Origin of the sequence: Roseisolibacter sp. H3M3-2 (assembly GCF_029211165.1) — a bacterium.
Classification (GTDB): domain Bacteria; phylum Gemmatimonadota; class Gemmatimonadetes; order Gemmatimonadales; family Gemmatimonadaceae; genus Roseisolibacter.
Genome location: NZ_JARGEK010000137.1, coordinates 1 through 11,348, shown reverse-complemented (window position 1 = coordinate 11,348; position 11,348 = coordinate 1). Strand labels below are relative to the sequence as shown.

Sequence of the window (11,348 nt, the reverse complement as noted above, 5' to 3'; positions counted from 1 at the left end):
GCGCTCGCCGCCGCCGCCGCGCTCCTCGCCGCCGCGCCCCGCCTGGCGTGGGCGCGCGCCTGGCCCGCCGCGGCGCCCAAGACCGTCGCGGTCCTGTACTTCGACAACAACACGGGGAGCGCCGACTACGACGCCATGGGGCGCGGCGTCGCGGCGATGCTCATCACCGACCTCTCGGGCGTCCCCGACATCACGCTGGTCGAGCGCGAGCGCCTCCAGAACGTGATCGCCGAGCAGAAGCTGCAGCAGTCGGGCTACTTCGACCCGTCCACCGCGGTGCGGACGGGGAAGCTGCTCGGCGCGGAGTACCTGCTGACCGGGCAGTTCACGGCCAAGGAGCCGGAGATCCGCATCGACACGCGCGTGGTGCGCGTGGAGACGGGGGAGATCGTGCGCACGGCCAAGGTGCAGGGGAAGGAGGACAAGTTCTTCGACCTGCAGCAGAAGCTGGCCAAGGAGCTGGTGAAGGGGCTCCCGATCGCCGTGTCGCCCGAGGCGATGGCGGAGATGGAGCGGCGCCAGGAGAAGAACCGGATCGACGACGCGCGCGTGATGGTGGACTTCTCGCAGGGGCTGCAGCGCCTCGACTACGGCGACCACGTGGGCGCGATCGAGAAGCTCGGGCCGCTGATGGTGAAGGCGCCCGAGTCGGCGCTGTTCGGCGCGGCCTACGCCGAGGCGAAGCGGCGGTCGGGGAACGCGGCGAAGAACAAGGCGCGCGACGCGCTCAAGGGGGCGCTGCGGCGCTGGCCCTGACCGCGGCGCGGTCGGGTCCCGCACGACGAACGGGGCGCCCCGGCCGGAGCGCCCCGTTCGCGTCGGTGTCGGTCAGCGCGCCGGCTCGAAGCCGTCGCAGCCGCTGTGCGGCGTGACCTTCAGGTGCAGCGGCGCGTGCCGCGGGTGCCCGCACTCGTCCAGCATGGTCTCGGGCGCCTCGTGGCTGCGGCGGATCTGCACGTGCTGCTGCGTCTCGCCGTGGTGCTCGCCGAAGTGGGCGCAGAGGCCGCACTGTCCCTCGTTCACCTGGATCATTCGCGCTCCTCCTGCTCGGGTCGGTTGCCGTCGCCTCGCCATCGGTAAGTGCAACATCGGTGCGCGGTGGCCGGTCCGCCAGCATTTCCGGGCGGCACGCCCCCTGCCCGTGCGGCAGGCATGCACACCGACGAAGGGGCGCGTCCGTCCGTCTGGGACGCGACGGCCCAGCTGCCCATGCCCCCCGCGCTCGCGGCCGACGTCGAGGCGGACGTCTGCGTCGTCGGCGCCGGGATCGCCGGCCTGACCACGGCCTACGAGCTGGCCCGCGCCGGCCGCTCGGTGGTGATGCTCGACGACGGCCCGCCCGGCGGCGGCGAGACGGGGCGCACCACGGCCCACGTCGCCACCGCGGTCGACGACTACTACCACAAGGTCGCGCGCATGCACGGCGCGCGCGCCGCGCGGCTGCTCGCCGAGAGCTTCACGGCGGGCGTGGAGGCGGTCGAGCGGATCGTGCGCGACGAGGCGATCGCGTGCGACTTCCTGCGCCTCGACGGGTGGTGGTTCCCGTCGGTGCGCAACGGCGGCGAGGAGCGCGCGCTGCTGGAGCGCGAGCGCGACGCGGCGCGCGAGGCGGGGCTGGCCGACGTCGCGCTGGTCGACGCGTGGCCGCTCGGCGAGCTGCTCGGGGGGCCCGCGCTGCGCTTCCCGCGGCAGGCGCAGTTCCACATCCACAAGTACGTGGCGGGGCTGGTACGCGCGGTCGAGGCGCGCGGCGTCCGGGTGTTCTCGGGCGCGCACGTCTCCGGGATCGAGGACGCCAAGGGCGACGCGCCGTGCGCCGTCACCACCGACGCCGGGCGCACGGTGCGCGCGCGCGACGTGGTGGTGGCCACCAACGCGCCGATCAACGACCGCTTCGCGATGCAGACGAAGCAGGCGCCGTATCGGACGTACGTGATCACCGCGCGGGTGCGGCGCGGCGCGGTGCCGACGGGGCTCTACTGGGACACCGCGGAGCCGTACCACTACGTGCGGCTGCTCGACCCGCAGGGGGAGGGGGCGCACGACCTGCTGCTCGTCGGCGGCGAGGACCACAAGACGGGGCAGGGGGGCGACGACGAGGCGGCGCGCTTCGACGCGCTCGAGCAGTGGGCGCGCCAGCGCTTCCCCGTCGAGGCGGTCGAGCACCGGTGGAGCGGGCAGGTGCTCGAGCCGGTCGACTACCTCGCCTACATCGGGCGCAACCCGGGCGACCGGCACGTCTGGATCGTCACCGGCGACTCGGGGAACGGGATGACGCACGGCACGATCGCGGGGCTGCTGCTCCCGACGCTGATCGCCGGCGAGGAGCACCCGTGGGCCGACCTCTACGACCCGTCGCGCATCACGCTGCGGGCGGCGGGGGAGTGGCTGAAGGAGAACCTGAACGTGGCCGCGCAGTACGCCGACTACGCCACCGGCCCGAACGCCGGCGCGGTGGACGAGGTCCCGGCCGGCGAGGGGCGGGTCATCCGCCAGGGGACGAGGATGCTCGCGGTCTACCGCAGCCCCGAGGGGGAGGTCACGGTCCGCTCCGCGATCTGCCCCCACCTCTGGTGCGTGGTCGACTGGAACTCGGCGGAGCGCACCTGGGACTGCCCGTGCCACGGGTCGCGGTTCGCCCCGGACGGCGCGGTGATCAACGGCCCGTCGCGGGCGCCGCTCCCCGAGGCGTCGCTCTCGTCCGACGACTGACCGTGGCGCGCGCGCCACGCCGGCTCCGGCCGGCGTGGCGCGCGCGACCCCGTGCGGCGGGGGAAGGGGTTGCCGCGCAACACGTTACGGCCCGGCTCCGGCGCGCCCCCGGCGCGGCGTGCATCGTGCCCCCACCGGCGGCGTCATCCATCCGCCCCCGCCCTCCTTCCCGCCCCATGTCCAGCGCGCCCGAGCCGCTCTCCCCCGACCAGGTGGACGCCCTGCTGCGCCCCGACCCGCGCACGGCGGCCGCGGACCTGCTGGTGCTGCGCGACGCGCTGCACCGGCTCAGCGACGCGTGGACGCGGATCGCGGTGGCGGCGGGGGAGCTGTCGCGCGCCGCGGCGGCGCTGGAGCGGCGGACCCCCGGGGCGCCGAGTGCTCCGAGTGCGCCGGACGAGCGGGATGCCGAGCGGCGGCGGCCGCGCCCCCCGCGCGCGGACTGACGCGGTGCGGTAGGTTGCGGCGTCGCCGCACGCCCGAAGGAACGCCGTACCGCACCGCCGCCGCATGTCCGCCGAGCTCGACCAACGCCCCGACCGCCACGTCCTCACGCTGCTCGACCACCGGGTCACGCAGTTCGTCGTCGAGCTGGGGGCGGTCCGCCTGATGACCTGGACGCTGCACGACTCGCTGGAGCTGCGGGTGGACGTGCCGTTCACCCTCCGCCAGGCCGACGGGATGTCGCGGCGGGCGGACCCGCGCGAGCCGGAGCAGCTGGCGCCGCTGCTCACCCTGGTCGGCCGCCGCGTGGACGCGCTGGAGATCGAGCGCGACGGGGCGCTGCTGGCCGCCTTCAGCGACGGGACGACCGTCGCCGTCGAGCCGCACCTCCGGCAGGAGGCGTGGCGGGTGCAGGGGGCCGGGGGGCTGGAGGGGCTGGACTACCGGTGTCCGGCGGGCGGCGGGACGCCGTGGGGGGGGTGAACGCGCTGCGGGCTGCGGGTCTCGAATCCGCAGCCCGCAGCCCGCAGCGCCTCCTCAGAAGCTGCCCGCCTTGTCCTCCTGGCGCGCCTTGCGGCTGTAGACCTTCTTGACCGACTTGGCCGCGCGCTTGGCCTGCTTCTCGGTCTGCTTGCCCGCCTTGCGGACCGCCTTGCCGGTGCGGTTGGCGACGCGCTTGGACTCGGACTCGGTGTTCTTGGCGACCTGCTCCACGGTCACCGGCTTGTCCTTGGCCGGGTCCTGGGCGGCGAGCGGGGCCGAGAAGGCGGCGACGGCGGCGAGCGTGGCGAAGAGACGGCGAGTCTGCATGGTGTTGGCTCCTGCTAGGGTGTGAAGCGGGGGGCGCCGGCCTTCGGGCGTCGCTCGCCCCGCGGTCTCCCTCCCTAGGGCAACCTCCGGACCCGTTCCGCGCACCCCCCGTGAGTTCGATCACCCTGGCCACGCCGTCCGACGCCGCGCTGCTGGCGGCGTTCGCAGAGCGGACGTTTCGAGACACCTACGCGCCACCATACGGTCCGTGCGAGCCGGCGGACGTCGAGGCGTACGTCGCCGAGTATTTCGGGGTGGCGGTGCAGGGGCGGGAGCTGGCGGATCCGGCGATGCGCGTCCTGCTCGCGCGGGATGCCGCCGGGGGGCTGGCCGGGTACGCGCAGGTGCGGTGCGGGGCGCGGCCGGAGGGGGCGGACGGGTACGCCCCGGTGGCGGGGGGCGACCGGGGGCTCGTCGCCGGGGCGGACGCCGAGCTGGCGCGGCTGTACGTGGACCGGCCGTGGCACGGGGGCGGGCTGGCGGCGCGGCTGTTCGACGCGGCGCGCGGGGCGGCCGCGGCGTGCGGGGCGGAGGCGCTCTGGTTCTCGGTGTACCGGAAGAACGCGCGGGCGCTCGCCTTCTATCGCAAGCGCGGGGTGGTGCCGATCGCGGCGGCGACGTTCACGATGGGGCGCGAGGTGCAGGACGACTGGCTGCTGGCGGTCCCGACGCGCGACTGACGCGGCGCGGCGCGCGTGGTAGCTTGGCGCCCATGGACCGTCGCACCTTCCTCGAGGCCGGCGCGCTGGGCGCCGCCGCCCTGGCCGCGGGGCGCCCGCTGGCCGCCGCTCCCGCTCCCGCCCCGGTCGCCGCCGCCGGCGCGGCGGGCGCCTTCCAGGACTTCGCGTTCGCGGAGGCCACCGTCGCCGACCTGCAGGGGCACATGGCGGCGGGGCGGCATTCGGCGCGCGCGATCGCGCAGGCGTACCTGGCGCGGATCGAGGCCGTGGACCGGGCGGGGCCGACGCTGCGGAGCGTGATCGAGGTGAACCCCGACGCGCTGGCGCAGGCCGAGGCGATGGATGCGGAGCGGCGGGCGGGGCGGGTGCGGGGGCCGCTGCACGGGATCCCCGTGCTGCTCAAGGACAACGTGGACACCGGCGACCGGATGCTCACCACCGCCGGCTCGCTGGCGCTGGTCGGGGCGCCGGCGGCGCGCGACGCCTTCGTGGCGGCGCGGCTGCGCGAGGCGGGGGCGGTGCTGCTCGGGAAGACCAACCTGAGCGAGTGGGCCAACTTCCGCTCGACGCGGTCGAGCAGCGGGTGGAGCGGGCGCGGGGGGCAGACGCGGAACCCGTACGTGCTCGACCGGTCGCCGTGCGGGTCGAGCTCGGGTTCGGGGGCGGCGGTCGCGGCGAACCTGGCGGCGCTGGCGGTGGGGACGGAGACCGACGGGTCGATCGTGTGCCCGTCGTCGGCCAACGGGCTGGTGGGGCTCAAGCCGACGCTCGGGTTGGTGAGCCGGAGCGGGATCGTGCCCATCGCGCACTCGCAGGACACGGCGGGGCCGATGACGCGCACCGTGCGCGACGCGGCGGTGCTGCTGTCGGTGCTGGCGTCGGGCGGGGCGGACCCGCGCGACGGCGACACGCGGGCGGCGCAGCGGCACGTGGTCGCCGACTACGCGGCGGGGCTCGACGCCGGGGCGCTGCGGGGGGCGCGGATCGGGGTGGCGCGCCAGTTCTTCGGCTTCCACCCGCAGGTGGACGCGCTGATGGCGGACGCGCTGCGCGCGCTGCGGGACGCCGGCGCGGTGCTGGTGGACGAGGTGAAGCTGCCGACGCGCGGGCAGTTCGACGACGGGGAGCTCGAGGTGCTGCTGTGGGAGTTCAAGGCGGACCTCGACGCGTACCTGGCGGGGCGGACGGGGGTGCCGGTGCGGTCGCTGGCCGACGTGATCGCGTTCAACGAGCGGGAGCGCGCGCGCGAGATGCCCTGGTTCGGGCAGGAGCTGATGCTGCGGGCGCAGGCGAAGACGGGGCTGGCCGACCCGAAGTACCGGGCGACGCTGGCGCGGAACCGCCGGCTGGCGGGGGCGCAGGGGATCGACGCGATGCTGGCCGGGACGGGGGGCGCCGCCGGGCGCCGGCTGGACGCGATCGTGGCGCCGACGGGCGGGCCGGCGTGGGCGATCGACCTGCTGAACGGGGACCACTTCGGGGGCGGGTGGTCGTCGCCGTCGGCGGTCGCGGGGTACCCGCACGTGACGGTGCCGGCGGGGCAGGTGGGGGGGCTCCCGGTGGGGCTCTCGTTCGCGGGGGCGGCGTGGTCCGAGCGGCGGCTGCTGGGGTACGCCTACGCGTACGAGCAGGCGACGCGGCACCGCCGGGCGCCGACGTTCCGCCCGACCCTCCTCGGCTGAGGCGACCCGGCGGGGGGGACGGCTGGGGTCCCACGAAATCGTCACGGAACGGCGCGTGGCGTCCGTGCGTACTGGATGGTAGCGTCGGGACGGTTGACGCCGTCCTGACGCCCTCGCCGGGCGTCAGGGTTGTGTCACGCTCGTCACGGATGTAGTCTCGCAGGGTGGCGCCGCACTCGGCGGCGCCCGGCCGCGGGGCGAACCCCCGCTCGCCTTTGAGGAATGCCCATGGTCGGCGACGTCACCTTGCGCTCGCCCGCAATCCCCCACATGCGCGCTGCCGCAGGCATTGCGCGGGCGAACTGGAAGCGCCGCACCATCGAGGTGATGGTGTCGCTGCTGGCGTTCGCGGTGTGGGGGCTGCTGGCCTACAAGGGGTTCTTCCGCATCCTCGCCCGCATGGAAGGGGTGCTGATGGGCGGGAACTGGATGCTCGACGCCCTGAGCCTCATCGTCGGCGTGTCGGGGAGCGTGGCGGGGATCAGCGCGCTGTGGGCGCTGGCGATGCGCGCCACCGGGCGCACCCCCAAGTCGCTGGTCGGCGCCCCCGACGACGGCCCGGACGACCTGCCGCCGCGCGTGCGGCGCTGACCGACGGCCGCACGCCGCGCGACGCGCGGGCCCCGCTCCCTCGAGGACGCGGGGCCCGCTTTCTTTCGCGGGTGCCCGCCGCCCCGCCCGCCGCCCCGCCGGCCGCCCCGCCCGCGCCGCACGACCCGTACGCCGCGCTGCGCGTCGCCCCGTTCCGCCGCTACATTGCCGGGCTGCTGACGCTGATCCTCGCCACCCAGGTGCAGGGGGTGGTGGTCGCCTGGCAGGTGTACGCGGTCACGCGCGACCCGCTCTCGCTCGGCCTCATCGGGCTCGCCGAGGCGCTGCCGTACATCGGCTTCGCGCTGTGGGCGGGGCACGTCGCCGACCGCGTGGACCGTCGCAAGCTGACGATGGCGGCGACCCTCGTCCTGCTGGCCTGCTCGGCGGGGCTGCTGGCGCTGTCGCTGGCGCGCCCGGCGCCGCGGGCGCACGTGGCGGCGATCTACGCGATCATCTTCGCGAGCGGGATCGCGCGCAGCTTCCTGAACCCGGCGCGCACCGCGCTGTCGAGCGAGCTGGTGCCGCGCGCGCTGCTGGCGAACTCGCTGACGTGGCGCAGCACCACCTGGCAGACCGCGGCGGTGGGCGGCCCCGCGCTCGGCGGGCTGCTGTACGGCTTCGCGGGGGCGCCGCTGGCGTACGCGCTCGACACCGCGCTGATGGCGGTCGCGCTGCTGGCGTTCCTGCGCGTGCGCCACACGCCGCGCCCGCGCCCCCCGGCCGCGGCGACGCTCGGGCGCAGCCTGCGCGAGGGGGTCGCCTTCGTGCGCGCGCAGCCCGTGCTGCTCGGCGCGATGTCGCTCGACCTGTTCTCGGTGCTGTTCGGCGGCGCGACCGCGCTGCTGCCGATCTTCGCCGACGAGATCCTGCGCGTCGGCCCGCAGGGGCTGGGCGTGCTGCGCGCGGCGCCGGCGGCGGGGGCGGTGGCGGTGTCGCTCTGGCTGGCGCACCGCCCGCCCGTGCGGCGCACCGGCCCCGTGCTGCTCGGGGTGGTGGCGGCGTTCGGGGCGGCGATGGTCGGCTTCGGGCTGTCGCGCGTGTTCGCGCTGTCGGTGGGGCTGCTCGTGCTGGCCGGGGGCGTGGACATGGTGAGCGTCAACATCCGCTCGATGCTCCTGCAGATGCTGGTGCCCGAGCACCTGCTGGGGCGCGTGTCGTCGGTGAACCAGATCTTCATCGGCTCGTCGAACGAGATCGGCGCCTTCGAGAGCGGGGTGGCGGCGAAGCTGGTGGGGGCGGCGCCGTCGGTGGTGATCGGGGGCGTGCTGACGATCGGCGTGGTGGCGGCGACGGCGTGGCTGGTGCCGCCGCTGCGGCGGATGCGCGCGATCCCGCTGGCCGACGCCGGGGCGCGCGCCGCGTCGTAGATTTGCGGGGCGCGCCCCGCCCCCCACTCCTCCCCGTCCCGCATGCGCCTGCGTTCCGCGGTCCCCGCCCTGCTCGCCCTCGCCGCCTGCGCGGCCGCCGCCTGCGCGCCCCCGGGCGCGACGATCGTCGCCGCGCCGGCCCCCGCCCCCGCCAGCGGGGGCGCGCTGCTGGAGGCGATGCGGGCGCGCTACGACGGGAAGTGGTACCGCACGCTGACGTTCGTGCAGCGCACCGAGCAGGTCCCGCCCGGGGGCGGCGCGCCGCGCCGCAGCACGTGGTACGAGGCGGTGAGCGCGCCGGGGAAGCTGCGCATCGACCTCGACTCGACGCTGCGCAACGGGCAGCTGTTCGCCAACGACAGCCAGTACGTGGTGCTCAACGGCCAGGTGCGGCGCGCCGCGGCCGGCCACAACCCGCTGCAGGTGCTGGCGTTCGACGTGTACGCGCAGCCGGCGGCGCGCACGGCGGCGGTGCTGCGCGGCCTCGGCTTCCGGGACGCGCCGGTGCGCGCCGACGCGTGGCAGGGGCGCCCGGTGTGGGTGGTCGGCGCGCGCGCGGGCGACCTCAAGTCGCACCAGTACTGGGTCGACCAGGAGCGGCTGGTGTTCGTGCGCATGCTCCAGCCCTTCCCCGGCGACACCGCGCAGACGTTCGACGTCCGCTTCGAGAACTACCGCCCGCTCGCCGGCGGCTGGATCGCGCCGCGCGTCGAGGCGTACGTCGGGACGACGCGGACGCTCCTCGAGGAGTACGAGGACGTGCGGGCGAACGTCGCCCTCGACCCGGAGCTGTTCGATCCGAGGAAGTGGAGCACGGCGAAGCACTGGCGGCGCTGAACCACGGGAGTCGTCACCACGGGAGTCACGAGAGCGGGAGTCGTACGTGCGCAGTGCGCCGTTACGACTCCCGCTCTTTCGACTCCCGCGGTCGCGACTCCCGCCGTTCAGTCGTTCATTCGAGGAACGTCAGCGCGCGCCCCTTCGCGACGGCGGTGCGGAGCGCCGCGTACACCTCGGGATCGAGGAGACTGCCGACTCTGGACTGGAGGTAGTCGACGGCCGCGTTGGGCTCCATCGGCTGCTGGTAGCTGCGCTTCGAGGTGATCGCCTCGTAGGCGTCGGCGGCGGCGAGGATGCGGCCGCCGATCGAGATCGCGTCGCCGGCGCGCCCCTCCGGGTAGCCCTTCCCGTCGAAGTGCTCGTGGTGGTCGCCGACGAAGCGCAGCGTCTCGCTCATGTGGCGCAGCGGCGCCAGGATGTCGAGGCCGATGCGGACGTGGTCCTTCACGTGCGCGTACTCGTCGGGGGTGAGGCGCCCCGGCTTGTGCAGCACGCTCTCGCGGATCCCGATCATCCCGACGTCGTGCAGGCGGCCGGCGAGGCGCACCGCGTCGGTCGTCTCCTCGTCGAGCCCGAGCTCCACCGCGATCGACGACGCCAGGTCGGCGACGCGCTGCGAGGCGCCGCGCAGGAACTGGTCCTTCGCCTCCATCGCCAGCACCAGCGCCTCGGCCACCTCGACGCTCATGCCGCGCAGCGCGTCGCGGTCGCGCTCGAGCTGCGCAGTCGCCTCCGCGACCTCCTCGCGGATCGCGCGCTCGACCTGGCGCTGCGTGCGCTGCAGCGCGCGGCGGTGCAGCGCCTGCTCCACCGCCTGGTGCAGCACCGCCAGCTCGACCGGCTTGAGCAGGTAGTCCACGGCGCCGGCGACGAACGCGGCGCGCGCGGTCGCGGCGTCGTTGACCGCGCTCAGCATCACCACCGCGAGGTCGGGGTCGAGCGCGTGCGCCTGCGCCACCACGTCGACGCCGCTGACGCCGGGCATGCGCACGTCGCACAGCATGAGCGCGAAGCGCCCGGGGGCGATGGCCGCGAGCGCGGCGGCGCCCGAGGGGACCGCCTCGACGTCGTACGACCGCGCGCGCAGGAAGCGGCCGAGGGCGAGGCGGATCGTCTCCTCGTCGTCGACGACCAGGATGCGGACGGCGTCGGGCGGGGCGGCGGGCGAGGCCGCGGAGGCCGCGGGCGGGGCGGGGGGCGACTGGATCATCTCACGCGGACGGCGGTCGGGGAGGCGTCGGCCTCCTCGAGGAACTCGTAGAGGGCGGCCCCGGCGGGGGCCGGGGGCACGGCGGGGAGGAGCACGGTGAACGTCGTCCCCTGGCCGGGGGCGCTGCGCACGGCGATCTCGCCGCCGTGCGCCTGCACGATCCCGTAGGAGACGCTGAGGCCGAGCCCCGTCCCCTCGCCGGGCGGCTTGGTGGTGTAGAACGGCTCGAAGATGCGCGCCAGCGCGTCGGGCGCGATGCCGACGCCGGTGTCCTGCACCTCGACGGCGAGCCCCGGGCCCGCGAGCCCGTCGGCGGGGCCGGCGGCGCGCGCGCGCACCGTCAGCCGCGGCGGCGACGCGTCGCGCAGCGCGTACTCGGCGTTCAGGAGCAGGTTCAGGAAGACCTGCTGCAGCTTCGCCTCGTCGCCGTGCACCGCGGGGAGGTCGGCGGGGAGGTCGAGCGTCAGCGCGATGCCGGCGGCGCGCAGCGCGTAGCCGCGCATGCGCAGCAGGTGCTCCAGCAGCGCGTCGACGCGCAGCGCCTGGTGCTCGGGCTCCGTCTTGCGCGAGAACGCCAGCAGGTCGCGCACGACGCCCACCGCGCGGTCGGCCTCGCGCTTGATGAGGCGCGCGCTCTCGCGCTGCTCGGCCGACAGCCCGTCCTCCAGCAGCAGCTCGGCGAACGCCGAGATGCCGGTGAGCGGGTTGTTGATCTCGTGCGCCACGCCCGCCACCAGCTCGCCGAGCGCCGCCATCTTCTCGGCCTGCCGCAGCTGCTCGGCGAGGCGGCGCTCCTCCTCGTGCTGCAGCCGCGCGCGCTCGTCGAGCAGCAGCATGTCGACCGCCAGCGCCGCCGTCGGCGCGAGGAAGCGCATCGCCTCGGCGGCGGCCGCCGCCACCGGCGCGCCCGGCGCGGCGACCGCGCACAGGTCGCCGATCGTGCGCCCGTGCGCCACCAGCGGGACGAGCGTCGCCGACAGCCCGCCCGCCTCGGGCGACGCCCACCCCG

General features: G+C 75.8%; 13 protein-coding genes. 9 read left to right on the top strand and 4 right to left on the bottom strand.

Annotation, left to right across the window (positions count from 1 at the left end; translation table 11 throughout):
- On the top strand, positions 1–756 hold a 756-nt coding region (locus tag PYV61_RS12720; protein ID WP_275832049.1), incomplete at its 5' end, for a CsgG/HfaB family protein.
- A 72-nt stretch (positions 757–828) separates the two neighbouring features.
- On the opposite strand, the gene PYV61_RS12715 is transcribed toward PYV61_RS12720, so the two are convergent.
- Positions 829–1,032: a hypothetical protein gene (locus PYV61_RS12715; protein ID WP_275832047.1), complete on the bottom strand. Its 204-nt coding sequence runs from the start codon at positions 1,030–1,032 to the stop codon at positions 829–831.
- 177 nt (positions 1,033–1,209) lie between these two features.
- Here PYV61_RS12715 and PYV61_RS12710 point away from each other — a divergent pair, with 177 nt between their 5' ends.
- The 3 genes from PYV61_RS12710 (at position 1,210) to PYV61_RS12700 (ending at position 3,639) form a co-directional block, all read left to right on the top strand.
- Entirely contained in the window at positions 1,210–2,712 is a 1,503-nt protein-coding gene (locus PYV61_RS12710) for an FAD-dependent oxidoreductase (RefSeq protein ID WP_275832045.1), read from the top strand.
- Positions 2,713–2,888: 176 nt separating this feature from the next.
- Entirely contained in the window at positions 2,889–3,158 is a 270-nt protein-coding gene (locus PYV61_RS12705) for a hypothetical protein (RefSeq protein WP_275832043.1), read from the top strand.
- Between the two features lie 64 nt (positions 3,159–3,222).
- Positions 3,223–3,639 carry a DUF6188 family protein gene (locus PYV61_RS12700; protein ID WP_275832041.1) on the top strand — a complete coding sequence of 139 codons (417 nt, stop codon included), beginning with the start codon at positions 3,223–3,225 and terminating at the stop codon, positions 3,637–3,639.
- A 54-nt stretch (positions 3,640–3,693) separates the two neighbouring features.
- Here the strand turns inward: PYV61_RS12700 and PYV61_RS12695 are convergent, their stop codons facing one another.
- Positions 3,694–3,966: a hypothetical protein gene (locus PYV61_RS12695; protein ID WP_275832038.1), complete on the bottom strand. Its 273-nt coding sequence runs from the start codon at positions 3,964–3,966 to the stop codon at positions 3,694–3,696.
- Between the two features lie 110 nt (positions 3,967–4,076).
- On the opposite strand from PYV61_RS12695, the gene PYV61_RS12690 reads away from it, so the two are divergent.
- The 5 genes from PYV61_RS12690 to PYV61_RS12670 all read left to right on the top strand — a co-directional run bounded on the left by PYV61_RS12690 (position 4,077) and on the right by PYV61_RS12670 (position 9,126).
- On the top strand, positions 4,077–4,646 hold the full coding sequence (locus PYV61_RS12690) for a GNAT family N-acetyltransferase (protein WP_275832036.1): 570 nt from the start codon (positions 4,077–4,079) through the stop codon (positions 4,644–4,646).
- A 32-nt stretch (positions 4,647–4,678) separates the two neighbouring features.
- On the top strand, positions 4,679–6,328 hold the full coding sequence (locus tag PYV61_RS12685; protein WP_275832034.1) for an amidase: 1,650 nt from the start codon (positions 4,679–4,681) through the stop codon (positions 6,326–6,328).
- Positions 6,329–6,598: 270 nt separating this feature from the next.
- Positions 6,599–6,919, top strand: coding sequence for a hypothetical protein (locus tag PYV61_RS12680; RefSeq protein ID WP_275832032.1), 321 nt, complete (start codon positions 6,599–6,601; stop codon positions 6,917–6,919).
- Between the two features lie 71 nt (positions 6,920–6,990).
- Positions 6,991–8,289 (top strand): MFS transporter, encoded by a 1,299-nt coding sequence (locus tag PYV61_RS12675; protein WP_275832030.1) that lies wholly within the window; start codon positions 6,991–6,993, stop codon positions 8,287–8,289.
- Between the two features lie 42 nt (positions 8,290–8,331).
- Positions 8,332–9,126 carry a hypothetical protein gene (locus tag PYV61_RS12670; protein WP_275832028.1) on the top strand — a complete coding sequence of 265 codons (795 nt, stop codon included), beginning with the start codon at positions 8,332–8,334 and terminating at the stop codon, positions 9,124–9,126.
- 115 nt (positions 9,127–9,241) lie between these two features.
- On the opposite strand, the gene PYV61_RS12665 is transcribed toward PYV61_RS12670, so the two are convergent.
- Complete coding sequence (locus PYV61_RS12665) at positions 9,242–10,339, bottom strand: HD domain-containing phosphohydrolase (RefSeq protein ID WP_275832026.1); 1,098 nt, start codon at positions 10,337–10,339, stop codon at positions 9,242–9,244.
- Positions 10,336–11,348, bottom strand: a 1,013-nt coding sequence (locus PYV61_RS12660; RefSeq protein ID WP_275832024.1) for an ATP-binding protein, incomplete at its 5' end; no start/stop codon positions are given. The genes PYV61_RS12665 and PYV61_RS12660, both read right to left, overlap by 4 nt.

Excerpts from the sequence above, each read along its gene's own strand:
- PYV61_RS12665 (WP_275832026.1), bottom strand. The coding sequence starts at position 10,339 with ATGATCCAGTCGCCCCCCGCCCCGCCCGCGGCCTCCGCGGCCTCGCCC.
- PYV61_RS12700 (WP_275832041.1), top strand. The coding sequence starts at position 3,223 with ATGTCCGCCGAGCTCGACCAACGCCCCGACCGCCACGTCCTCACGCTG.
- PYV61_RS12695 (WP_275832038.1), bottom strand. The coding sequence starts at position 3,966 with ATGCAGACTCGCCGTCTCTTCGCCACGCTCGCCGCCGTCGCCGCCTTC.
- PYV61_RS12705 (WP_275832043.1), top strand. The coding sequence starts at position 2,889 with ATGTCCAGCGCGCCCGAGCCGCTCTCCCCCGACCAGGTGGACGCCCTG.
- PYV61_RS12680 (WP_275832032.1), top strand. The coding sequence starts at position 6,599 with ATGCGCGCTGCCGCAGGCATTGCGCGGGCGAACTGGAAGCGCCGCACC.
- PYV61_RS12710 (WP_275832045.1), top strand. The coding sequence starts at position 1,210 with ATGCCCCCCGCGCTCGCGGCCGACGTCGAGGCGGACGTCTGCGTCGTC.
- PYV61_RS12685 (WP_275832034.1), top strand. The coding sequence starts at position 4,679 with ATGGACCGTCGCACCTTCCTCGAGGCCGGCGCGCTGGGCGCCGCCGCC.
- PYV61_RS12670 (WP_275832028.1), top strand. The coding sequence starts at position 8,332 with ATGCGCCTGCGTTCCGCGGTCCCCGCCCTGCTCGCCCTCGCCGCCTGC.
- PYV61_RS12715 (WP_275832047.1), bottom strand. The coding sequence starts at position 1,032 with ATGATCCAGGTGAACGAGGGACAGTGCGGCCTCTGCGCCCACTTCGGC.